Origin of the sequence: Sneathiella limimaris, from assembly GCF_012932565.1 — a bacterium.
GTDB lineage: Bacteria > Pseudomonadota > Alphaproteobacteria > Sneathiellales > Sneathiellaceae > Sneathiella > Sneathiella limimaris.
In genome coordinates, this window is record NZ_JABBYJ010000002.1 from 41,542 (window position 1) to 63,610 (window position 22,069).

23 protein-coding genes are annotated in these 22,069 nt (G+C 46.2%); 17 read left to right on the forward strand and 6 right to left on the reverse strand.

Translation table 11 applies throughout. The annotated features are described in order from the left end of the window. Positions 1 to 35 precede the first annotated feature (35 nt). The 4 genes from fahA to HH301_RS13865 all read left to right on the forward strand — a co-directional run bounded on the left by fahA (position 36) and on the right by HH301_RS13865 (position 4,280). Positions 36 to 1,355 (forward strand): fumarylacetoacetase, encoded by a 1,320-nt coding sequence (fahA, locus tag HH301_RS13850; RefSeq protein ID WP_169569624.1) that lies wholly within the window; start codon positions 36 to 38, stop codon positions 1,353 to 1,355. A gap of 4 nt (positions 1,356 to 1,359) precedes the next feature. Then, a complete protein-coding gene (gene maiA / locus HH301_RS13855; protein ID WP_169569625.1) occupies positions 1,360 to 2,007 on the forward strand; it encodes a maleylacetoacetate isomerase in 648 nt (215 codons plus the stop codon). Positions 2,008 to 2,119: 112 nt separating this feature from the next. Then, positions 2,120 to 3,727, forward strand: coding sequence for a GMC family oxidoreductase (locus HH301_RS13860; protein ID WP_169569626.1), 1,608 nt, complete (start codon positions 2,120 to 2,122; stop codon positions 3,725 to 3,727). A gap of 73 nt (positions 3,728 to 3,800) precedes the next feature. After that, entirely contained in the window at positions 3,801 to 4,280 is a 480-nt protein-coding gene (locus tag HH301_RS13865) for a potassium channel family protein (RefSeq protein ID WP_169569627.1), read from the forward strand. A gap of 47 nt (positions 4,281 to 4,327) precedes the next feature. Here the strand turns inward: HH301_RS13865 and HH301_RS13870 are convergent, their stop codons facing one another. Both HH301_RS13870 and HH301_RS13875 read right to left on the reverse strand, forming a co-directional pair. Then, complete coding sequence (locus HH301_RS13870) at positions 4,328 to 5,158, reverse strand: mechanosensitive ion channel family protein (RefSeq protein WP_169569628.1); 831 nt, start codon at positions 5,156 to 5,158, stop codon at positions 4,328 to 4,330. Between the two features lie 99 nt (positions 5,159 to 5,257). Next, positions 5,258 to 6,793: a SulP family inorganic anion transporter gene (locus HH301_RS13875; RefSeq protein ID WP_169569964.1), complete on the reverse strand. Its 1,536-nt coding sequence runs from the start codon at positions 6,791 to 6,793 to the stop codon at positions 5,258 to 5,260. A gap of 440 nt (positions 6,794 to 7,233) precedes the next feature. Between HH301_RS13875 and HH301_RS13880 the strand changes: the two genes are divergently transcribed. Continuing rightward, the gene (locus HH301_RS13880) at positions 7,234 to 8,553 is read left to right on the forward strand and encodes a DEAD/DEAH box helicase (protein ID WP_169569629.1); all 1,320 of its coding nucleotides are present in this window, start codon (positions 7,234 to 7,236) and stop codon (positions 8,551 to 8,553) included. Between the two features lie 95 nt (positions 8,554 to 8,648). Next, the gene (locus HH301_RS13885) at positions 8,649 to 9,056 is read left to right on the forward strand and encodes a DUF1801 domain-containing protein (RefSeq protein ID WP_169569630.1); all 408 of its coding nucleotides are present in this window, start codon (positions 8,649 to 8,651) and stop codon (positions 9,054 to 9,056) included. Between the two features lie 27 nt (positions 9,057 to 9,083). Here HH301_RS13885 and HH301_RS13890 read toward each other — a convergent pair whose 3' ends face one another. After that, on the reverse strand, positions 9,084 to 9,734 hold the full coding sequence (locus tag HH301_RS13890) for an RNA polymerase sigma factor (protein ID WP_169569631.1): 651 nt from the start codon (positions 9,732 to 9,734) through the stop codon (positions 9,084 to 9,086). A gap of 243 nt (positions 9,735 to 9,977) precedes the next feature. Between HH301_RS13890 and HH301_RS13895 the strand changes: the two genes are divergently transcribed. Together HH301_RS13895 and HH301_RS13900 are read left to right on the forward strand one after the other, a co-directional pair. Next, positions 9,978 to 10,370: a RebB family R body protein gene (locus HH301_RS13895; protein WP_169569632.1), complete on the forward strand. Its 393-nt coding sequence runs from the start codon at positions 9,978 to 9,980 to the stop codon at positions 10,368 to 10,370. Positions 10,371 to 10,417: 47 nt separating this feature from the next. Continuing rightward, positions 10,418 to 10,864, forward strand: coding sequence for a RebB family R body protein (locus HH301_RS13900; protein WP_169569633.1), 447 nt, complete (start codon positions 10,418 to 10,420; stop codon positions 10,862 to 10,864). Between the two features lie 9 nt (positions 10,865 to 10,873). Here the strand turns inward: HH301_RS13900 and map are convergent, their stop codons facing one another. Next, on the reverse strand, positions 10,874 to 11,611 hold the full coding sequence (gene map / locus HH301_RS13905) for a type I methionyl aminopeptidase (protein ID WP_169569634.1): 738 nt from the start codon (positions 11,609 to 11,611) through the stop codon (positions 10,874 to 10,876). 207 nt (positions 11,612 to 11,818) lie between these two features. On the opposite strand from map, the gene HH301_RS13910 reads away from it, so the two are divergent. The 7 genes from HH301_RS13910 (at position 11,819) to recQ (ending at position 15,940) form a co-directional block, all read left to right on the forward strand. Then, positions 11,819 to 12,166 carry a RebB family R body protein gene (locus HH301_RS13910; protein ID WP_169569635.1) on the forward strand — a complete coding sequence of 116 codons (348 nt, stop codon included), beginning with the start codon at positions 11,819 to 11,821 and terminating at the stop codon, positions 12,164 to 12,166. Positions 12,167 to 12,257: 91 nt separating this feature from the next. Further along, on the forward strand, positions 12,258 to 12,536 hold the full coding sequence (locus HH301_RS13915) for a RebB family R body protein (protein WP_338091385.1): 279 nt from the start codon (positions 12,258 to 12,260) through the stop codon (positions 12,534 to 12,536). A gap of 44 nt (positions 12,537 to 12,580) precedes the next feature. Further along, positions 12,581 to 12,943 (forward strand): RebB family R body protein, encoded by a 363-nt coding sequence (locus tag HH301_RS13920; protein ID WP_169569636.1) that lies wholly within the window; start codon positions 12,581 to 12,583, stop codon positions 12,941 to 12,943. A gap of 111 nt (positions 12,944 to 13,054) precedes the next feature. Beyond that, on the forward strand, positions 13,055 to 13,420 hold the full coding sequence (locus HH301_RS13925; protein ID WP_169569637.1) for a RebB family R body protein: 366 nt from the start codon (positions 13,055 to 13,057) through the stop codon (positions 13,418 to 13,420). Positions 13,421 to 13,461: 41 nt separating this feature from the next. Continuing rightward, positions 13,462 to 13,788, forward strand: a complete 327-nt coding sequence (locus HH301_RS13930) for a RebB family R body protein (RefSeq protein WP_169569638.1) — start codon at positions 13,462 to 13,464, stop codon at positions 13,786 to 13,788. Between the two features lie 42 nt (positions 13,789 to 13,830). Further along, positions 13,831 to 14,088 carry a transposase gene (locus HH301_RS13935; protein WP_169569639.1) on the forward strand — a complete coding sequence of 86 codons (258 nt, stop codon included), beginning with the start codon at positions 13,831 to 13,833 and terminating at the stop codon, positions 14,086 to 14,088. A 58-nt stretch (positions 14,089 to 14,146) separates the two neighbouring features. Beyond that, complete coding sequence (gene recQ, locus HH301_RS13940; RefSeq protein WP_169569640.1) at positions 14,147 to 15,940, forward strand: DNA helicase RecQ; 1,794 nt, start codon at positions 14,147 to 14,149, stop codon at positions 15,938 to 15,940. 18 nt (positions 15,941 to 15,958) lie between these two features. Here the strand turns inward: recQ and HH301_RS13945 are convergent, their stop codons facing one another. Then, positions 15,959 to 16,618 (reverse strand): TetR/AcrR family transcriptional regulator, encoded by a 660-nt coding sequence (locus tag HH301_RS13945; protein WP_169569641.1) that lies wholly within the window; start codon positions 16,616 to 16,618, stop codon positions 15,959 to 15,961. A gap of 172 nt (positions 16,619 to 16,790) precedes the next feature. Here HH301_RS13945 and HH301_RS13950 point away from each other — a divergent pair, with 172 nt between their 5' ends. Both HH301_RS13950 and HH301_RS13955 read left to right on the forward strand, forming a co-directional pair. Continuing rightward, positions 16,791 to 17,249 carry a (2Fe-2S)-binding protein gene (locus tag HH301_RS13950; protein WP_169569642.1) on the forward strand — a complete coding sequence of 153 codons (459 nt, stop codon included), beginning with the start codon at positions 16,791 to 16,793 and terminating at the stop codon, positions 17,247 to 17,249. 3 nt (positions 17,250 to 17,252) lie between these two features. Then, a complete protein-coding gene (locus HH301_RS13955; protein ID WP_169569643.1) occupies positions 17,253 to 19,526 on the forward strand; it encodes a xanthine dehydrogenase family protein molybdopterin-binding subunit in 2,274 nt (757 codons plus the stop codon). Between the two features lie 9 nt (positions 19,527 to 19,535). Here HH301_RS13955 and HH301_RS13960 read toward each other — a convergent pair whose 3' ends face one another. Further along, on the reverse strand, positions 19,536 to 22,031 hold the full coding sequence (locus HH301_RS13960; RefSeq protein WP_169569644.1) for an ATP-binding protein: 2,496 nt from the start codon (positions 22,029 to 22,031) through the stop codon (positions 19,536 to 19,538). Positions 22,032 to 22,069: the final 38 nt, after the last annotated feature.

A 22,069-nucleotide genomic window follows, 5' to 3' on the forward strand; every position in this document is an offset into this window, starting at 1 on the left:
AAATTCAATGATCAATCGGACGAAAAGGGATCCCCATGTTGAGCCTGAATGAAACCCATGCTCCAAATCTGAAAAGCTGGATTGCTACTGCAAATGATGGGAAAACCGATTTTCCAATTCAAAATCTTCCGTTTGCAGTGTTTCGTAGAGCTGGCAGCTCAGATCAATTTGCAATCGGCGTTGCAATCGGCGATCAAATCCTCAACTTGAGAAAAGTAGCAAACACTGGGGCTCTGGACCTTGGCGATCAAAACATTCTTTCCGCGATAAAATCTGAAAAATTAAATGAGTTAATGAGCCTCGGCGCAAAGAGCTGGTCAACATTGCGCAAAGCTCTTTCACAGGGTCTTCGCGAGGGGTCAGCCGCCGAGGGTCAACTTAAATCCTGCCTTTTCCCCATGGACGAGGCAGAATACACAGTTCCTTGTACTATTCCCGATTACACAGACTTTTATGCGTCAGTTTATCATGCAACCAACATTGGTGCATTATTCCGGCCGGACAATCCACTGCTGCCCAATTACAAATGGATTCCAATCGGATATCATGGTCGCTCTTCTTCTATCGGTGTTTCTGGCCAAACCTTTCCACGCCCGAAGGGTCAAACAAAAACTCCTGATGCAGAAACCCCCTCTTTTGGGCCCTGTAAACGCCTGGATTTCGAACTTGAAATGGGCATTTTAGTCGGCCCCGGAACTGAACTTGGAGACAGCGTCTCAATTGATCAAGCGGAAGAGCATGTATTTGGTATGTGCCTGTTCAATGATTGGTCAGCACGAGACATTCAGGCCTGGGAATATCAGCCCCTTGGTCCGTTCTTGGCCAAAAACTTCGCCTCAACCATGTCGCCATGGATCGTAACCATGGAAGCACTGGCGCCCTATAGGACCAGCTTTGCCCATCCAGCAGATGATCCTCAACCTATGGAATATCTGGCTTCTGAACAAAACAGCAAATCAGGTGGTCTGGACATCAACCTGGATGTCCTTATTCAGACAGAGAAAATGAAATCTGAAGAACAGGCCCCTCACTCACTCGCCACCTCCAATATGAAATACAGCTATTGGACAGTAGCGCAGATGGTGACCCACCACACTGTTGGTGGCTGCAACCTGAACCCAGGCGACTTGATGGCAACTGGAACCATGTCAGGCCCAGATGCGACGGAGGCCTGTGCGATGATTGAGCTAACTAAAGGCGGTAAAGAACCAATTACTCTTCCCAATGGCGAAAGCCGAACTTTTATAGAAGATGGCGATACCATTGTGATCACTGGACACTGTGAGCGCGAGGGAGCCGTCAGAATTGGTTTTGGCAGCTCTGTTGGAACTGTCATTGCTGCAAGGAACAGCTAACAACATGCTTGAACTTTTTAACTACTTCCGCTCTTCCGCGGCTTATCGGGTGAGGATCGCACTTAATTTAAAGGAGATCGAACATGTTCTCACACCAGTCAACCTGGTGAAAAAGGAACATCAGTCTCCTGAATACTTAAAACTCAATCCCCAAGGGCTTGTTCCATCCCTCAAACTTGATGATGGTCGTATTCTGACGCAATCGCCTGCGATCTTAAACTACCTTGAAAAGGTCTATGCCGAGGTCAAACTTCTGCCAGAAGATCCTTTCTTAGCCGCCTCAATTCAAAGTTGGTGCGACATTATCGGCTGCGACATTCATCCAATAGATAATCTTCGTGTTTTGAATTACTTAACGTCGAAACTTAACGTTTCAGAAGAAGATAAGCTCACTTGGTATGCTTACTGGATTGAAAAAGGGTTCGCTGCCCTGGAGCCCCAACTTGTAGGATCACCTTATTGTGCAGGCCCTGAAGTTACAATGGCAGACCTTTATCTAGTACCACAGGTTTATAATGCCCTTCGCTTTAAGGTAGACCTGACCCCCTTCCCCAAAATTGCTGCAATCTATTCTGCCTGCAATCAGTTGCCAGCCTTTAAAGACGCGGCACCTGAAAACCAGTCCGATTGCCCACCGGATTTGAAAACCTAGAAACTGCTTGGTTTAGGGAAAAATCATATGTACCATTCTCCTCATAGCTGAAATAAATAATTAATATTCGGCTTGATTGGCAGGTAACTGCAAATCATTGGGGAGGAAAAACATGTATGACTATATTGTTGTCGGTGGTGGATCCGGCGGATCTGTCGTGGCCAGTCGGCTGAGCGAAGATCCGGCAGTTAAAGTGTGCCTTCTGGAGGCAGGCGGTCCGGATAAAAGTATTCTGATCCATGCACCGATTGGCGTCGCCGCTATGCTGCCCCGGAAGCTTAACAACTGGGCCTTTGAAACTGTGCCACAACCCGGTCTGAATAATCGCAAAGGCTATCAGCCTCGTGGCAAGACCCTCGGCGGATCCAGCTCAATTAACGCGATGCTCTATGTCCGTGGCCACAAATGGGATTACGATCATTGGGCAAGCCTCGGCAATACGGGTTGGTCTTATGACGAAGTCCTTCCCTACTTTAAACGAGCAGAGAATAATGAGCGGGGCGGTGACGAATTTCACGGCACAGGCGGCCCATTGAATGTTGCAGACCTCAGATCCAAAAAGAAAATCGGCGATGTTTTTCTGGACGCTGCCCGAGAACTTCAATTCCCAATAACAGATGACTTTAACGGCGCAGACCAAGAAGGTGTGGGGTTTTACCAAACCACTCAAAAAAATGGCGAAAGATGGAGCGCCGCGAAGGGATATCTTACCCCGAATTTAGATAGACCTAATTTGACTGTAATTACCCACGCGCCCGCAACCAAAATCCTGCTGGATGGAAAAAAGGCGGTTGGGGTCCAGTATCAACAAGGTCGAGAGTTGAAGGAAATAAAAGCAACTCAAGAGGTAATCCTCTGCGGCGGTGCGTTTGCGACCCCGCAACTCATGCTGCTTTCTGGAATAGGGCCTGCTGAAGCAATTAAGGAGCAAGGCCTGGATGTTCATCATGAATTGAAAGGTGTTGGGGAGAACCTGCAAGATCACATTGATTATGTGACTGCCTACCGCTCAGATTCTAAAGATACCCTCGGCATAACCCTTGGCGGGCTAGGTGAGATTTTAAGTGGCATTTCTGAATGGCGAAAAAAGCGGACAGGGATTATCACAACCCCTTTTGCGGAAGCTGGTGCGTTTCTTAAAACCTCTCCAAGTCTGGAGGTGCCTGATTATCAACTCCACCTGGTCATTGGAATGATTGATGATCATGCACGAAAAACCAATTTGGGTTATGGATTTAGCTGTCATTGCTGTGTCCTTCGTCCAAAGAGCCGGGGTACGGTCAGGCTAAACTCGCCAAACCCACAAGCCGCCCCAAGAATTGATCCGAACTTTTTTGGGAATGAAGATGATCTTCAAACTCTCTTAAAAGCCGTCAAGGAAATGGAGAGACTTCTTCACGCTCCAGCTTTCGACAAATACCGAGGCAAAGCACTCTATCCGGTGGATTTGAGTTCAGACGAAGCGCTAATAGAAGCTCTTCGAAATCGCTCTGACACGGTTTACCATCCCGTTGGCACGTGCAAAATGGGAACCGATGATATGTCTGTGGTTGATCCGGAATTAAGGGTTCATGGGATGGAGAATTTGCGGATTGTTGATGCTTCCGTCATGCCCACCTTGATTGGCGGAAACACGAATGCGCCAACTATCATGATTGCTGAAAAAGCGTCTGACATGATCAAGGCCAGCGCAAAGCAGAGATCACATCAAGCTGCATAAATCCGCAAAGTAACTTGACCCGGGATGTCTTTCACCGTTTAGTCGGTGAAAGACAACAACTCTGGTAAACTTTATGGCTCTTCAGCTTTTTGTCGGAACTGTTCTAATTATCCTGTGCGTTATCAATCATGCCTTATGTCTTGAGGTATTGCTCCGGCGCGTCAAAGTCTCAGGCCAGAAATGGGAACTGCGAATGCCCGTCCTTGGCCATGTGGTTATTATGATAATCGTTGTTCTCGGCATCTTTTTGGCGCATACGATCGAGGCATGGATATGGGCAATTTTCTATTGGCTGGCAGAGGAAAACGAAACTCTGTCGGAAGCCGTCTACTTTTCCACAGTTACCTTTACCACACTTGGATTTGGCGACATTACCCTATCTGAAGACTGGAGAATAACCTCTTCACTACAGGCTGTAAGCGGCATTCTCTTGTTCGGTTGGAGTACAGCCTTTCTGGTAAATGTTCGTGCGTTCTACTGGCGCAAACATGGTATGTCTGCTCATATCCCCCCGTATCTGGATCACGAAGAACAATCCCCGAAAGACAAATAAAAGCCCCGGCCAATGGCCGGGGCTTTCTGAACTATTTAAATTTCCGTCTATTCCTTAACGGTATGCACAACACGTTGTGGGAATGGAATACTAATACCATTCTTATCAAAAGTTTCTTTGAACTGCTTCGTCATATCAAATTTCAGAGGCCAGTAATCGCTGGCGTTACACCATATTCTTACCGTGAAATTGACTGAACTGTCAGCAAGTTCAGAAACAACAACCATTGGCGCAGGGTCTTTTAGAGCCCGCTCATCCCCTTGAATAACGGAAAGCATCAAGTCACGCGCCTTGTCCATATCATCCGCGTAATCAATCCCCATCAGCAGATCAACCCGACGGGTGGAATGGAAGCTGAAATTCTTAATTGCGCTTCCCCATACACTCGCGTTCGGCAAAATAATCTGGACGTTATCGGGGGTCGCCATTTCGGTGTTGAACAAGTTCAGTGCCTTGACGGTTCCACTGTAGCCCGCAACCTCAACAAAGTCCCCGACGCGGAAAGGCCGGAACAAAAGAAGCATAACGCCGCCAGCAACATTGGAAAGCGTTCCTTGCAAAGCAAGACCAATTGCCAAACCGGCAGCACCCAATACTGCGATCAGGCTGGCCGTTTGCACACCGAACTGCGCCAGGACCAAGAGTAGCGTAATCGCCATAATGGACATGCGCATCAGGTTGCTCAAAAAGTTGACGACAGTTACGTCAACTTTGCGTTTATTCATTGCCTTTGCGAGCAGACCTGGAAGCCACTTGGAGATGATATTCCCGATAATCAGGATAATAATGGCCCCAATAACATCGAGACCATAAGTCGTCAGGATAGTAACCAACTCCTCCGTTACTGCCTGAATATCAAAATTTTCCCAAGAATTCATAGGAGACACCCCTCTTAGAGTCTTAGATAGTTGTTTATTAAGGCTCTAATGTTTCAGGATGCTCCAGTTTTGTCCAGAAATTTGGCGTAACTTGAGAATTTATTTCTCGTAGTCTGCGGCAACGCTATATTTTGGATCTTCCAGAACAGACACTTCCACCATATTCCGCGCTTTGTGAAGCAAACTTCTGCAATCTTTACTTAAATGGCGAAGATGTAGCTGCTTACCTGCATTCGTGTATTTTTCTGCCAGACTATCAATCGCCTGCAAACCTGAATGATCGACCACGCGACTACCTTGAAAATCGATAATCACGTCTTCCGGATCATTTTTCGGATCGAAAAGCTCCTGAAAGCTTGCAACAGAACCAAAAAACAAGGGACCTTCCAGTTTATAAACCTTGGAGCCCTGATCATTTATTTCCGTCTTGACGTGGATCTTCTTAGCAGTCTCCCATGCGTATACGAGAGCGGATACAATAACCCCAACAACAACGGCAATCGCAAGGTCACTAGCGACCGTGACGCCAGAAACCAATACCAGAACAAACGCGTCTGATTTCGGGATTTTCGTAATGATCCGAAAACTGGACCAGGCAAATGTCGCTATAACAACCATAAACATCACACCGACAAGGGCTGCTAAAGGAATTTGCTCAATTAAAGGAGCACCAAACAAAATAAAGCCCAACAAAAAGAGAGCTGCTGAAATGCCTGAAAGACGTGCCCGTCCACCAGACGTCACATTAATCATGCTCTGTCCGATCATGGCGCAACCACCCATGCCACCGAAGAAGCCTGTAACCACGTTCGCAGTACCCTGGGCAATACATTCTTGGCTTGCGCCGCCCCGTGTATCGGTAAGTTCACTCACCAGATTGAGTGTCAGCAGGCTTTCGATCAATCCAATCGCCGCCAAAATGAAGGCATAAGGCAGAATAATCCAAAGGGTTTCCAAATTCATTGGAACCGAGGGAATAGCAAATTCTGGAAACTTACCGGCAATTGACGCAAGATCACCAACGGTGCGTGCTTCAAGGCCCAACCAAATTACCAAGACTGACACGACAAGAATACCAACCAAGGGCGCTGGAATTGCACGGGTAATTTTTGGCGTAAGAAAGATGATCGCCATAGTAAGGGCAACCAGTCCCAGCATGGTGTATAACTGCATCCCTTCAATCCAAACCATTTGGCCATTGGTGTCCGGAACTTGGAACTGCCCGAGCTGGGCTAAGAAAATCACAATAGCCAAGCCGTTTACAAAACCCAGCATGACAGGGTGTGGCACCATTCGGATAAACTTACCAAGACGGAAAACGCCCGCGAGCACCTGAATTACGCCCATCAGCACAACAGTCGCAAAAAGATATTGCACGCCATGCAAGGCAACCAAACTGACCATGACAACCGCCAATGCACCCGTCGCACCGGAAATCATGCCTGGGCGACCACCCATCACCGCTGTTATCAATCCGACTAGAAAAGCTGCATAAAGGCCGACAAGCGGATGGACACCTGCAACAAAAGCGAAGGCCACAGCTTCTGGCACCAGAGCCAGCGCAACAGTCAGCCCGGATAGAAGTTCAGTTTTCAGACGTAATGGAGATAAGTCACCGATGAATGGAATTGTCATAGATTTTGATTGCACTCTAATTTCCCGAACACATTTTCCTACTTTAGCTTATTGTGCATTGCACAATTTATGTCAGCAGTTCTAACCCATTCCCCTTAAAATTACTACCCACTTTTTCTAATATTTAGATTACGGAAAAATCATCATTTTATTCAACAAGTTACATAAATTTATTAAATACATACAAAATGATCTCTTGACATTCCTGTGGAAAAACCGCATATCGGCAGCGCAGAATTAATGACGCATTTAGCAATTGCAGCATATACTCTGCTTTTGTTTCAGGTTTGCGAACAGTCTTTCCGCAGCATTCATGATGCTGTCTGCCGGTTGTATTTTCCAAATTCAAGCCAGGCTGGGAGAAACGGTTCCCACCTATTGGCTATTAAGAAAGTGAATGTCGATCCATGAGGACGGCAGCTCACAAGTATGAGGAATTTATGACAGCTTTTTCCGACCTACAACTGGTAGGTCCGCTTTTGCGCGCCCTTGAAAAACAGAATTTTACTGAACCTACAGAAATTCAGAAACGCGCCATCCCTGCCCTTCTAGATGGACAGGACCTGATGGGTATTGCCCAAACCGGTGGTGGCAAGACCGCAGCTTTTCTGTTGCCGCTGCTTCAAAGCCTGCAACATGATCGCAAACGGCCAAAACCGAACAAGCCAACCTCCGTTATTCTGGCCCCAACCCGTGAGCTTGCCTTGCAGATCGGCAAAGAAATCCAGTTGCTGACAAGAGGTATCAAGCTATTTCATACAATTGTTTATGGTGGTGCACCTTATGGGCCACAGCTGCAACAATTAAAAAGAGGCGTTGATATTCTGGTTGCCACACCAGGCCGCCTGAAAGACCATATGGAACGCGGAACAGTTGATCTTTCCAACACTCATCATTTTATTTTGGACGAAGCTGACCGAATGCTCGACATGGGCTTCATCGAAGATGTTCAACAAATTGCGGCAACCCTCCCTGAAGAGCACCAGACGGTTATGTTCTCGGCAACCATGAGCCCGAACATCCGAAAATTGTCCAATGAACTTCTGACAGAACCAAAATTTGTTGAAGCCCCTCGCCAGAGCGTTGTCGCTGATACAATTGATCACTCTGTCCTGATGGTCAAAAAAGAGCATAAACAAGATTTGCTTCTTCATTTGATTGGCCTTGAGCAAATCGAAAAAGTTATTGTTTTTGTGCGCACTAAAGCAACAACAGAAGCCATCGCAAAGCTCATTGAAGAGACATTTGAGCATATTAAGGCAACCGCGATCCATGGTGACCGACCTCAGCGGGCCCGCGAAAAGACTTTAAGGGCGTTTAAAAACAACCGAATTTCAGTTCTTGTTGCAACTGACGTTGCTGCCCGAGGAATTGACGTCAAAGACATCACACATGTCATCAACTATGACCTGCCTATGGAAGCCGAAAACTATGTTCATCGGGTCGGTAGAACTGGACGAGCAGGCGCCAACGGAACTGCTATTTCAATTTGTGAGCCCCGTGAGCGTAACCTTTTGAGAGACATTGAACGCCTCCTCAAACAAAGTGTCCGGATCGATAATGATCATCCTTTCCCGGCACCTGAGGAAAAGAAAAAAGCCAAACGCCCCTCATTTAAGCGGCCAGGACAAAAAGGACCGAAAACTCACAAAGCTGGTGAGTTCAAAAATCAAGGCCCTAAGAAATGGAAACGTAAACCCAGCAAAAATGCTGGTAAACCATCCCCCAAACGGACAGCTCGCCTCAAGAAAGCAAGCTGAGCCTGATTGCAGTTGCAATCATAACTTGAAACAGCTGACCTAGTTTGTAGACTGATTTTTCAGATCTTCAGACAGGTCAGCGATCAGGCGCATACATGCATATCTCTCCAGCGATACAAAACCCGGATGTCAGAGACGTTTTTTCTGCGCTTCCAAAAGCTGCACAAGCCCATCTCGCCACTCTGCGCAACGTTATTTTTGATTTTTCATCAAACTCACAGCAAGTCGGAAAAATCGAGGAATGCCTTAAATGGGGACAAATCAGCTTTGTCCCGTACGCGCCAAAAAGTGGCACAACCATTCGTTTTGACTATGATGGAACAGCAGATAGGCTCGGGCTACTAGTCCATTGCCAAACTCGTCTTATTGATGACTTCCGTCACGAATTTCCGAACGCGTTTGAATATGAGAAAAATCGGGGGCTTTGGTTCTCATGCAAGGAAAAGTTGGATCTGGATCTTCTCAAGAGTTTTATTTTTCGGGCACTAACCTATCACCTATAAACCTGATAATATTTGGTAAGGCCCTTATTATTTCTGCTGTAAAAACGCTAAATCCCTCCGCAAAATCGCCCGTGCCTGCTGTACCCGTTTACGGGCATTGTCATTTGATATATCAAGACGCCTTGCAATTTCATCGTAAGTCTCCTCTTGTACCAGTCTCATAATCAGAGGGCCTTTCAACTTCTCTGGAAGCTGCTCAATTTTAGAGCGCAATATTCTTCCAAGCTCCTGATTGAGCAAATGCCCCTCCGGTGTACCCGCATCAAGCGTGATTACGGCTTCGCTAATTTCTCTGATTTCTTTTAGCTTATCTCCCAATTGCACCCGACGACGATTAGAGCGATGACGATCGATACATATATTGTGGAGTAATCGTGCGAACCAAGCGCGTTGATTATTTATGTTCTTTTCATGAATTTTGTACTTTTCCAATGCCCTGATCGTCGCATCGCTTAAAGCATCCTCGACTTCCATTGCGCTGATATTCATCCAGAGCATGCTAAGGCGTTTTAGATATTCACGATGCTCATTCCAGGCAAGCCAGAACCGCTCCTCAACTCCTTTCTCTCTCCTCGCACTTATTGGAGATTTACGAACTTCTAGAGTTTGCGCCTTTTTTATCTCACTCGGCATGGATCCAGCAGATGAAACCTGAGGCTGTACAGATGATCGCGGCAAAGCCCTTCTCCTTCAATTGTTATGCACTTTTAAAGTGCTTTTCTTAGATCAGGAACTAGACTTAGGTTGCATTATACACTTTTAAAGTGCTTTTTTATTTATATTTTCATCTTTTTGGAGAAAATACGATTTATTTTTAGATTTAAAAATTACTCACAATATAGAAGCAATAAAAATTCATAAATCTTAGTAATACCCCGTCTCTTAAAGTAATAAATATTTTAATATTAAGGACAAAATCTAATGACAGATAAAAAATCAGGCGAATACTATGATCGAGTTACAGAATCCGTAGTAAAAGTAAATGAAATTGTTTTAGGTAGTGCCGCATCTACTGCGATGGCCACGATGTACATCACGATGGCACAAGCTGCCGGCATTAGCAGCCTGGGGACTGTCTCCACTCAACAGAACCGAAATATACTGGGAACAGCCACAATTGCTGCTGGTACAGGCAATCTGTTATGGAGCGGTATGAACGACCAAGTTGCGGAGCTCACTATTTCAGAAAGATTGAAGAATTGGGAAACAATGCTGTCTGTCTCTGAAGGCAATGATGGATCTAGTAAGGACGCTCAAGGGTCTGAAGACAATCAGCCAGATCAAAGAGCAGAGGGAGAACCCGAACGGCGTTAAACATTCTCGCCCCTTCTTTAGTTTTATATGTAATATACGGAGTTCCAATGGCTGAAAAACCTTCGCCTCCCAAACTCGACAGCCTCTATGCAAATGTCGAAGAATCCCCCAACTTTGCCATGGGGTTGCTTTACCAATTCGTCGCCCACTCTTCAGGTCTTGCCTTGGAAAACGCAACGATAAATGCTGGTATTCTGAATAGTGTGAATACGGCCAACGGAAATGTACTAACGGCCCTCAAAAACGCTGAAGCAGCAGTACTCAGCTCTCAACAAACCACCATCGGAAGTTCTTACAATTCTCAGACAGCCGCCATTACTGAAGCGATGAACTCCCAGACTACAACAGCGGTAACAGGGTTAAACTCAGTATCCAGCGCAGGTGCAACTGCCTTAAGTGCCCAGACCAGTCAGGAAATAGCTGGCATAACCGCTGATGCAATTGCGGCCACAGCGGTGGCGATGGATAGTATTGTTAAAAAGATGGGAGGTTAATGCAACTCTTTAGGTGAGGATGATTGGCTCATCATTGGTAATGATCATTGTATGCTCATACTGAGCAGCAGGAGAGCCATCGAGTGTTAATAACGTCCAGCCATCACGACCTTCTCGATAAGCACCGATACCAGGTGTTAGAAACGGCTCAATTGTAATCACCAGCCCCTCCTGAAGAACCTCACTGCCGGAACTTGCAAACCGGTTGTGAACTTCAGGAGGTTCATGAATATTCCGGCCAATACCGTGCCCTACCAGCCCTTCAATGATATTAAAGCCGGCCTGACTTGCCACGTCTTCGACGGCTTTGCCGATATTATGGATAGGAGATCCAGCTCTTGCAGCTTTGATACCAGCATCCAGGGAGTCTCTCGTTGTTTGGCACAAAACCTGTAAATCGTTTGATATAGAACCCACTGCAATCGATCGCCCGGAGTCAGCCCAAAAACCGTTTTTCTCTGCGCTGACATCGACATTCACAAGCTGCCCCTCCAGAAGACGTCTCGAGCCCGGGATACCATGAGCAGCCTCATCATGAACACTTATGCAAGAAAACCCTGGAAAATCATAAGCAAGTTTTGGCGCAGATTTAGCCCCTGCGTCGCTCAGCATTTGCCCAACCAGTTCATCCAACTCTCGTGTTGTCACGCCTGGCTTGACCAGCTGCTCCACTGTATCCAGAATTTCCTTAATGATACCGCCAATTTCCATCAACCCGGAAATTTCAGCATCTGACTTGGCAATCATTAGTATCCACTCTCAATTAGCAGTCCATCCTCAACGGCTAGTCCTACCATACACCTCACCAAACTACACTCGATTTTGATGCGAGATTTCGCATTCTGGAAAAGAAAATTTCCAACCGAATTTCACACCTGTTCCCAAAGCGGCGTCTAATCGCTGTCGCAAGGACGACAGAAGATAGTCATCTAAAATCCATGGAGGATCAACTGAATGGCAAATGACACTCCGGTGAACAGCCAGATAACTGACGCCGTCACACAATCAAATATGACCGCGTTGGGCAATGCGCCCGCTCAATCAATGGCAACCGCCTACCAGTTATTAGCCCAGTCGGTTGGTGTTTCCATGCAGAATGCTGTCGCAAATCAGCAGAACATGAACACCATTGACAGCGCCATCGTCTCTCAGGGTATCAGCCTACTGTTCAATCTTGACGGGGCTGTAGATGCACGCTCAGCCAAGGTCATGCTGGCAGATGACTCAAATGCTGAAGTCCTAGCGACATTGCAGGCAATCATTCAAGAACTGAAAGCCAAAAAAGATGATGAGGAAAATTAACACATCTCTCATCACTTACACGTCTGTCGCATATGAAAGGAGTACCTAAATGCCCGGCGATACACCCGTAAACTCATAAATCACTGATTCCATTACCCAGGCCAATGTCACTAGCCTAGCGGAAGCCCCTGCCGTATCCATGGCCTACACTTATCAAGTGTTTGGTCAGGTTGTTGGCGCCAGCATGCAAAATGCCGTATCCAACCAGCAAAGCGCCTCCACTATTGACTTGGCCGTCACCACACAGGGGACAAGTGTTCTTTATAGCTTGTCTTCCGCAACAGCTTCAAAAGCAACTTCTGAGATTCTTGCAGGTAATCCTGTCGCTGAATCCTTGACTGCTATGCAGGCTGCTGCCAACGCGTTTTAAGTTTTTCATCACTAGAAGATAGTCATCTCTATAAGGAGTAAACCATGGCTGAAAACACATGGATGAACAGTCAGATCACCGATGCGGTGACCCAATCGAATGTTAAGGTATTAGGTGATGCCCCCGCTGAATCAATGGGCATGCTTTATCAGATGCTTGCACAGAGTACAGGTATGAGCATGCAAAACATGGTCGCTAACCAGCAGCATAAAAACTCTATTGATAGTGCTGTGGTAACAGGTGCGGTAACCGTGCTCTATACACTGGATACTGCCACAACAGGAAAAGCCACACAGGAAATTCTGAGTGGCAATCCTGTCGCAGAGTCAATGGCGTCTCTGAAAGGCGTTCTCTCGGCTTATGAGCGGGACCGCCACGACAACACCCCTAGCTTCACCAACCGGTAGTCTAAACCGACTCCCATAAGAAGTCAGGGTCCAAGTCTGAACTTCACCGCCGCCCCTTCCCCTTGGTTGCGTGCGATGAAGTTCAGATGACTTTCATTTACGGAGAAGACCATGCCATCACCTGGAAACAAATCAGAAAAGATCAGAAGCGTTAACAGTCAAATTACCGATGCGATCACTCAGTCAAACACAATGTTGACGGGAATGGCACCTGCACATTCTTTAAGTGCTCTTTATCAGACGCTTTCACAATCGATGGGAACAGCCTTCCAAAATTCCGTTTCGAACCAGCAACATATCAACTCGATCAGTCTGGCTTCTCTGGCGCAGAATGTTCAGCTTATTTTGCAACCAAAACAGACACAAGCTACCCCACAAACACTTCCCCCTATCATCATTGAGAACTGGAGTTCTGGTGAAACTCGAAAACGAAAAAGGAAAGTGCGCGCCCGATCCCCCAAAAGCACTTCAGCATGATCCTCTGGCTTGATGAGAACGAGACAAGGCAGGAGCTGTAAATGAGCAAAGAAGATTACGTAAATAGTCAGATAACTGACGCGATCGGTCAAACGAACCTTCAGGTGGTTGGCGAAGCACCCGCCGAAGCTGTTGGTATGCTCTACCAACAGATGGCCCATAGCATTGGTCTGGCGCTGCAGAATGTAATATCCCAACAGCAGCATAGTTATTCAATTCACAATGCCATCACGCTCGCCGCTTCAAGGCAGTTGATTGCTACAGATCCAGTTGCGGCAGCAAAAGCGTCGCAGGCCCTGATCAACGACAGTGGTGTTGCCGAGAATTTGGCTGCAATCCAGGATGTGGTCAGCAAAATGGGCAAGTGAATAGATCCCAATACCCCCCTCAACACAAAGAGTATTTAACAGATGACTTATGGACATTTATCCACAGAGGACAGATCCGTAATTTTGGCGGAATTAGAACGTGGAGTTGATATAAAGCGACTGGTTGAACGTTACGATATCTCAAAAGCCACCCTGTATCGCTGGCGAAAAAAACAGTTACAGAGTGCGAATGAAAAAGCGCAACAATTAAAGAATGTGGCAGAGGAAAATGTTCGACTAAGAAATCTACTGGCTGATGCCGCTCTCGAAATACAAGCCTTAAAGGAAAAAATCGGATAATTCACGGTGTCACTAATTTCCCGGTTGAACCGACCAAGTAGTTCTGTATAACCGGCATATGTTGCGTGAACCTCATCAAATCCTACAAGATGTATTCGGTTATCCAGAATTTAGAGGTAATCAGGAAGCTGTCATCCACCATGTGATGCAAGGTCGGGATGCATTAGTCCTGATGCCCACTGGCGGTGGCAAATCGCTCTGTTATCAGATTCCTGCATTGGCAATGGACGGTCTCACAGTCGTCATATCTCCCTTAATCGCACTCATGCAAAATCAGGTCGAAACCCTGAACGAGCTGGGCATTACCGCCGCAGCATATAACTCTGGCACCACACCAGAACACAGAGCCCAGATACACCAAGACCTGAAAGAGAAACGTCTTAAACTGTTGTATCTTGCGCCGGAGAGATTCTCAGCCCCTGGTTTTATCGAATTTCTCAAAACCCTTCACATAAACCTGTTTGCCATAGATGAGGCGCACTGTATTTCCCAGTGGGGACATGATTTCAGACCAGAATACCTGAAGCTAAACAAACTTCATGATCTATTCCCGCATATCCCAAGACTCGCACTTACAGCGACAGCTGATCAGCAAACAGAAAAAGATATAATCGATCGTCTGAATCTCGGATATGGAACCGTTTTCAGAGCAAGCTTTGACCGACCCAACATCCAATATCGGATTACTGCAAAACAAAATGGCGTGCGCCAGTTAGTGGATTTTATTCAGTCTGAACACCCTAACGACTCTGGCATTATATATTGCATGTCCCGCAAGAAAACCGAGTCGATCGCTGAAAAACTAAAGGAAAAAGGGTTTGATGCACTTCCCTATCATGCTGGCCTGAGTCCTGAACTGCGTGAGAAACACCAGCAGGCCTTTATCAAATCTGAAAAGGTGATCATGGTCGCTACGATTGCCTTTGGTATGGGAATTGATAAACCTGATGTGCGCTTTGTTGCTCATCTCGATCTCCCCAAAAATTTAGAAGCCTATTATCAAGAAACGGGCCGCGCAGGCCGTGACGGCCTTCCAGCGACAGCTTGGCTTGCCTTTGGAACACAGGATATCTTTAAAGTCCGAAACTTGATGAACTTGAACCAACCCCAAGACCAGCTTCAAGCAGAGCGACACAAATTCAATGCCTTATTAAGTTACTGCGAGGCACTGGATTGCCGTAGGATCCATCTACTTTCCTATTTTGGTGAACAATCAGAAGCTTGCGGAAATTGTGATAACTGTCTGTCACCACCTGAGACCGAAGATACTACCGAAGCAGCTCAGCAGGCTTTGTCAGTAATCTATAGAACTGGCCAGCTTTTTGGCGTTACTCATTTGATTGAAGTACTACTTGGAAATGAGACCGACAAAATCAAAGAATTCGACCACGATAAATTAGCAGTTTTTGGGGTTGGCAAAGATAAAAGCCGACAGCAATGGCAGGCTCTTTTTCGTCAACTTGTTTCTAAGGACTTTGTCGCTCAAGACACAGATGGATACGGTGGATTAAGTTTAAATGAAAACTGCCGCTCTTTGCTTCGTGGCGAAGAAAAGTTTTTCAGTCGAAAGCAACCCTATCTGAAACAAAGCGGCGGAAAAGATCGAAAGCAGGTTCAATTCAAGTCAGACGCGGATCAGTCACTCTTTGAAAACCTGAGGGCGCTTAGAGGGCGTCTCGCTAAAGCAGCAGATATCCCCCCTTATATCATTTTCCATGACAAAACGCTGCTTGAGCTTGTGTTCCAGCGGCCTCAAAATTTACAGCAGCTGTCACGAATTCCCGGCATCGGAAAAAACAAACAGGAAAAATATGGTGAGGTGTTCCTCGAGTTATTAACAAATGAAGGCTAAGCCTGACTAATGAGAGCCTCACCCTTGGACCTTGAATCCATCCAAGATCAGCGACATCGATCTGAAAAGGGCTGCCTCTCTATCATGCTTGAAAGCCTCCAACTCAGGTATTGTCAGCACCTCATCGAGGATAGGTGAGCGCTGCGTCATTTGAACCCAGCCGAGCATCAAAGCATAAAACTGTGTTAGCACCTCAGCTCCTTGGCCGTCCTTCAAATAAAGCAATCGCGCTTCTATCAGTGGGGACAATTTCTCAATTTGCGTGAGTAGCTCTTTTTTAAAGCTCACGGCCTGTTCAAAGGAAACATTTTTCTCAAGCACCGAATGTAAAAGTGACACAAGCTCATACATCGAATCCCGGCCCTGCAATGCTCCGCGAATGATTTCGAGAAACTGTGTGTTACTGAGTTCGCCGGTTGTTGCCACAAGCTCCTTTTCGACATGGCAAAACCAGCTCGAAAGCTCTTCAAGGGCCAATGTCAAGAAGATCTCTTCCTTTGTCTCAAAGTACAGATACACTGTTCCCTTTGCCACTCCGGCCTCTTTGGCAATATTGGACATACTGACATCAAAAAAGCCACTTGAACTGAAGAGTTTTTTGGCAGCCTGAAGAACGCTTTTTCTGCGCAATAATTTTTGATCTTCGCTTGTCGCGCGCTGTCTTGTTGTTAGCTTCATTTCCAGCATACCGATCACATTCTTTGTTTCTGGGTTCTTTTTAGACCATTAGAGACTTTTTCCCAGATCTTTTTTCTATCATTTTATTGACATATAATGAGGAGGATATCAATATACTGACCAGCGGTCATTTATAAAAATTCGAAAGATACGCGTAAATCGGGGCTTGGGAATGCTTTCATTAAATGTCAATGGTCAATCCATAGATGTGGACGTAGAAGAAGATACGCCACTTCTTTGGGTCTTAAGAGATACACTTCAATTAACTGGTACGAAATTTGGGTGTGGCATTGCCGCATGTGGTGCTTGTACGGTTCATTTGGACGGTGTTGCAACACGGTCATGTTCTATCCCGGTCGGTGATGTTGGAAACAGCAAAGTGACAACCATCGAAGCCGTTGGCGCGGAAGGTTTATCTGCCGTTCAAAAAGCCTGGATCGCGGAACAGGTTCCCCAATGTGGTTACTGCCAATCAGGAATGATTATGGCGGTCAGTGCCCTTTTATCTGAAAACCCGGATCCAAGCGATGAAGATATAGATCAATCAATCACAAATATCTGCCGGTGTGGGACTTACCCCAGAATTAGAAAAGCCATTAAGCAGGCTGTAAAACTTCAAGCGGGATCATAAATCATGGCAAAAATGAAACTGATAACCCGCCGCAAATTCCTAATAACAGGCAGCCTTGTAGGTGGCGGACTAGCTGTCGCTTATGCGCTTGGCGGAGATGGAGCAGCAAACAAGGAGCCCTTCGCACAAACAGGTGCAGATGGGGATTATACTCTGAATGCTTGGGTGAAGATTAACACTGACAATTCAATTCGAGTCGCGATTTCCCAAGCGGAAATGGGCCAGGGAATTCTGACGGGATTATGCATGCTCGTCGCGGAGGAACTCGGCGTTTCCGTTGACAAGATAACACCTGAACAAGCACCTGTTTCCTCTGTTTATGGGAATTTCACTGTAATACAGGATTCCCTTCCCTTCTCCGACGGTCATCATTTGGGGGAAAAAACAGCCGGCGCATGGGCAATGAAAAAAGTTGGTAAGCTGCTTGGTGTTCAGGTTACAGGCGGCAGCACGAGTGTTCGGAATTTTTGGGAACCCATGCAACAGGCTGGTGCCGCAGCCCGGGAAATGCTGAAGCAGGCCGCTGCGGCAAGATGGAGTATATCTCCCAATAAATGTGATGTTCGTGATGGGGACGTAATCGATACAACCAGCTCCCGTTCCCTCTCCTTTGGAGAACTCGCAGCTGAAGCTGCTGCCTTAAAAATTCCAGAGGATATCAAGTTGAAGCCTGCTGGAGTGCGGAAAGTAATTGGAACATCGCCCCAACGGCTGGACATTCCAGCCAAAATAACAGGTCAGGCCAAATTTGGCGTAGATACGATTTTACCGGATATGGCTTTCGCTGCCGTTCGCTTGTGCCCCTATTTCGGTGGCTCCATAAAATCAATAAACCCAGCTAGTATTGAGGGTATGCCAGGCATACTTACTAAGCCTGTGATGCTTGAGAATGGCGTTGCTGTTATTGCCGACTGCTTCTGGCGAGCAAAACGTGCAGTGGAAGAACTGGAAATTGAGTTCGAAAAACCTGCATCTGGTACCATTTCAACAAATGACATCTTTGATCAATTTGCACAGCAGATTTCAGAGGACGATGGCCGGACCTACGCTGAGGACGGAGATGCGAAAGCAACTCTTCTGAAAAATGGCGATGTCTTTACCGCTATTTATAAAGCTCCGTTTCTTGCCCATGCAACGATGGAGCCAATGAATTGTACCGCATTTGTCACTGATGACAGTGTCGAAGTTTGGGCGCCTACACAAGTTCCAACTCTTGCGGCATGGTTTGCTGAAAAAATTGCAGATGTGCCTGGTGAAAATGTCAAAATTCACAATCCTTTACTCGGCGGCGGCTTTGGGCGAAGGCTGGAAGTTGACTACATCATAATGGGCATAACAATTGCCAAAGCCCTTAATGGGCGTCCTGTCAAAATGATCTGGACCCGAGAAAATGATATGCAGCATGATATGTATCGTCCTGCTGCTCTTGCCCAGTTCAGCGGGTGTCTTACCAATGATGGACGGATTGAGGCCTGGCATAATCAAGTGGCCAGCCCCTCCATCACCCGAGATTATGTTCATCGCCTTCTTCCATGGGCAAGTGCTGACATGCCGGACAACACTACGTCCGAGGGTGCTGCCGATTTACCTTATCAGTTCATTACAAAACTTGTGGAACATTATCCCGGCCCTACCCCTATTCCGATCGGTTATTGGCGGAGTGTCGGACACTCCTACAACGGATTTTTCACTGAGTGCTTTATGGATGAGCTCGCAAACAAAGCTGGCATCGATCCGGTTGAGTTCCGGCTAAGACATCTAGCTGGCCATGAAGATTTTCATCAGGTTCTAACGTCTCTGGCCTCAGTCAGCAATTGGGCCGCGCCCCTACCGGAAGGACATGGAAGAGGTGTAGCGTTACATGAGAGCTTTGGCACAATTGTGGGGCAAGTAGTCGAGGTTAGTGTCTCTGAGTACAAAGAAATTACTATCCAAAAAGTAACTTGCGTCGTTGATTGCGGAGAAGTTCTCTACCCCGATGGCGTCATATCCCAGATGGAAGGTGCTATCATATACGGCCTAACAGCTGCCCTTTTCGGTGAAATTACTATTGAAGACAACAAAGTTGTTCAGGAAAATTTCCCTGACTATGAAATGCTAACAATGGCGGCTTGTCCTGAAATAGATGTTCATCTAGCACCTTCAGGGCGCCCACTGGGTGGAGCTGGAGAACCTGGAACACCTCCGATAGCCCCAGCTCTTGTCAATGCGATCTTTAATGCAACTGGAGAACGGATAAGAGAGCTTCCGCTATCTAAGCATGGGTTTTTTGTTTAAATTAGTGTTTTAGCTACCGTAGTCAGTCTGATTATCGGCTAACGCTTCAGATAACTTCACCTTTGTAAATGGTTTCATCAGAATAGTAACGTGCGAGGGCAAGCTTTCGTCAAATTCCAGTGCCTTACCAGTGAAACCAGACATCAATAATATTTTTATGTCAGGATAATTTTCCTTAACAGCCTTGTATATTTCGATACCGGAAATCCCTCCCGGCAACACGACATCTGAAAGAACAATATCAATGGCCTCTGTCTTTAACTTGGCAAAAGCCTCTGTTGCATTTGCGCTTGCAACAGCATGATAGCCAATAGAAATCAATTGCTGCTCAATTAGCTCTCGCAGCTTATCATTGTCTTCAATTACGAGAACGGTTTGTCCAGCGCCAGCCTTAATAATGCCGCGCCCTCTCTTTTCATGTATGGGATCCTCCGAGCTGGAAGCTCTAGGTAACAGCAGCTTCACAGAAGTTCCTTTTCCAAGCTCACTGTATATATCCAGATGTCCACCTGATTGTTTTGCGAAACCGAAGACCATACTCAAGCCCAGGCCACTTCCTTTGCCCACTTCTTTGGTTGTAAAGAAAGGCTCAGTAATCCGAGAAAGATTTTCTTCAGATATGCCTGCACCTGTGTCGCTTACAATGATACAGACATACTCACCAGGCTTTACATCCGGCTTTTCCTGCGCTTCTTTTTCTTCTACTTGAATATTGAAGCTCTCTATTGAAAGCTTACCGACGCCATTCATTGCATCTCGCGCATTTACCACCAAATTTAATAGCGCATTTTCAAGTTCGGTAGGATCAGCCATGATGAACCATGTATCTTCAAGATATAGGGACATTTCCACCCCTTCACCCAAAGCCCGCTCCAACAAGGGTTTCACCCCTTCAATTACCTCCTTACTCAGCAACCGCTTTGGCGCCAGCTTCTGCTGCCGAGAATAGGCTAACAACTGATGAGTGAGATTGGCCCCCTTCTCGACACCAACCATTGCATCCTGCAAATACTGCTTCATCGGCGGAGAAAGATCTTTCTGTTCAAGTGCCAGCTCCAAATTCCCCATGACAATTGACAGTAGATTATTGAAATCGTGAGCAATCCCACCCGTCAACTGGCCTACCACCTCCAGTTTCTGAGATTGACGTAATTGCTCTTCAATATGTTTGGTTTTTTGTTCTGCTTGCACTTCAGAGGTAATATCGGATGACACACCTCGATATCCTGCAAAGTTACCGTCGGCATCAAATAGAGGCTTTCCACTTGTCGAAATGAAGCTTTCCTCATCATCCCCCAAGATCCACTTAAACCGGAGATTTCTGAAAAGCTCATGCTTATTCAACAGCTCTTCATATTCCTCCCAGGACATATCTACGATTTGTAAAACACCAACTTCCTGGCGTTTCTTTCCAATTAAATCTTCCGGATGAATACCCAACTTCTTCAAATTTGGACCCGTGGACATCAGTCGATAACGATGTTCAGAATCTGTCTCCCAGATGGAGTCTGAAATGACACTCAGAAAGTCTTCAATACGTCGTTCACTTTCTTGCAGATCGGTAAGAATACCAGCCATCGTCTGACTGACTTCATTAAATTCCTTTACATTCGAGATGGGAACTTCTGGATTTTCATCCCTTTGAATTAAGGCTCCCGCATAGCTGGTAAGACTATTCAACGGTGACAAAATCTGACGCCGAATGACAAAATTAGCCAAAAGAGATAGTCCAACAATCAACAGGACGGCAGCGACGCCTGCGAATAAATACAGTTCCTTGAGGTTTCTGGACGGATCTTGCTGAAGAAGAGTAAGCGTTTGAAGTTGACCATCCGGGAATATGTTCATCAATGGCTTGGACTGGATCATCAAACCATCTTGAAAATCTCGGGTGGCATCTACATCGAATAATTCTTGGAACCTAGTGCGGGGCCAATCACCCACTGTAGACAACACAGTACCATCAAAAATGATTGCAACAGTGTTTGCCTCGCTTTGAGTCGCCAATTCCGACACAAGAGAAAGATTATCTCTCAAAAACATTCCGCTTATAAGCGTACCAGCCACACGCCCAGTATTTGCGTCCATAATGGGCGTATTGAAAAAAACCAAAACATTTTCAACTGCTTTATTTTGGTCAACTTCAATTAACCAATTCCAGGTTTGCGCTAAATATCTATTGCTCCTAAAAGCGCGAGCGATCTCTTCATACTCTTCCAGTTCGGTACTGATATTGAATACAAACTCGTTGTTATTGTCTAGGACCGCAAGATAATCGACTTTATGCTCATGCTGCGTCAAAAAAGCCCTTTGGAACAAATCCTGTAGCTCATCCACATTCCGCGCCTTCAAGTATGCGGCATCCTCAGAGAGCAGCTCTGTCCATTCCTCAATAATGTCCAGCTCTTTTTTGAAGACTAACTCACTTATAACACCCGTCTTCTGCTCCAGCTGTTTCGCACCCTGATCAACAACTAGGTTTGCTCCGTAAAAAGTTACAGCCAATACAACCAAACCGAACATAGTTAGCAAGAGTAATTGGC

What these genes read in the sequence shown, in the direction of transcription:
- fahA (WP_169569624.1), top strand. Translation starts at nt 36, where the DNA reads ATGTTGAGCCTGAATGAAACCCATGCTCCAAATCTGAAAAGCTGGATT.
- maiA (WP_169569625.1), top strand. Translation starts at nt 1,360, where the DNA reads ATGCTTGAACTTTTTAACTACTTCCGCTCTTCCGCGGCTTATCGGGTG.
- HH301_RS13860 (WP_169569626.1), top strand. Translation starts at nt 2,120, where the DNA reads ATGTATGACTATATTGTTGTCGGTGGTGGATCCGGCGGATCTGTCGTG.
- HH301_RS13865 (WP_169569627.1), top strand. Translation starts at nt 3,801, where the DNA reads ATGGCTCTTCAGCTTTTTGTCGGAACTGTTCTAATTATCCTGTGCGTT.
- HH301_RS13870 (WP_169569628.1), bottom strand. Translation starts at nt 5,158, where the DNA reads ATGAATTCTTGGGAAAATTTTGATATTCAGGCAGTAACGGAGGAGTTG.
- HH301_RS13875 (WP_169569964.1), bottom strand. Translation starts at nt 6,793, where the DNA reads ATGACAATTCCATTCATCGGTGACTTATCTCCATTACGTCTGAAAACT.
- HH301_RS13880 (WP_169569629.1), top strand. Translation starts at nt 7,234, where the DNA reads ATGACAGCTTTTTCCGACCTACAACTGGTAGGTCCGCTTTTGCGCGCC.
- HH301_RS13885 (WP_169569630.1), top strand. Translation starts at nt 8,649, where the DNA reads ATGCATATCTCTCCAGCGATACAAAACCCGGATGTCAGAGACGTTTTT.
- HH301_RS13895 (WP_169569632.1), top strand. Translation starts at nt 9,978, where the DNA reads ATGACAGATAAAAAATCAGGCGAATACTATGATCGAGTTACAGAATCC.
- HH301_RS13900 (WP_169569633.1), top strand. Translation starts at nt 10,418, where the DNA reads ATGGCTGAAAAACCTTCGCCTCCCAAACTCGACAGCCTCTATGCAAAT.
- map (WP_169569634.1), bottom strand. Translation starts at nt 11,611, where the DNA reads ATGATTGCCAAGTCAGATGCTGAAATTTCCGGGTTGATGGAAATTGGC.
- HH301_RS13910 (WP_169569635.1), top strand. Translation starts at nt 11,819, where the DNA reads ATGGCAAATGACACTCCGGTGAACAGCCAGATAACTGACGCCGTCACA.
- HH301_RS13920 (WP_169569636.1), top strand. Translation starts at nt 12,581, where the DNA reads ATGGCTGAAAACACATGGATGAACAGTCAGATCACCGATGCGGTGACC.
- HH301_RS13925 (WP_169569637.1), top strand. Translation starts at nt 13,055, where the DNA reads ATGCCATCACCTGGAAACAAATCAGAAAAGATCAGAAGCGTTAACAGT.
- HH301_RS13930 (WP_169569638.1), top strand. Translation starts at nt 13,462, where the DNA reads ATGAGCAAAGAAGATTACGTAAATAGTCAGATAACTGACGCGATCGGT.
- HH301_RS13935 (WP_169569639.1), top strand. Translation starts at nt 13,831, where the DNA reads ATGACTTATGGACATTTATCCACAGAGGACAGATCCGTAATTTTGGCG.
- recQ (WP_169569640.1), top strand. Translation starts at nt 14,147, where the DNA reads ATGTTGCGTGAACCTCATCAAATCCTACAAGATGTATTCGGTTATCCA.
- HH301_RS13945 (WP_169569641.1), bottom strand. Translation starts at nt 16,618, where the DNA reads ATGAAGCTAACAACAAGACAGCGCGCGACAAGCGAAGATCAAAAATTA.
- HH301_RS13950 (WP_169569642.1), top strand. Translation starts at nt 16,791, where the DNA reads ATGCTTTCATTAAATGTCAATGGTCAATCCATAGATGTGGACGTAGAA.
- HH301_RS13955 (WP_169569643.1), top strand. Translation starts at nt 17,253, where the DNA reads ATGGCAAAAATGAAACTGATAACCCGCCGCAAATTCCTAATAACAGGC.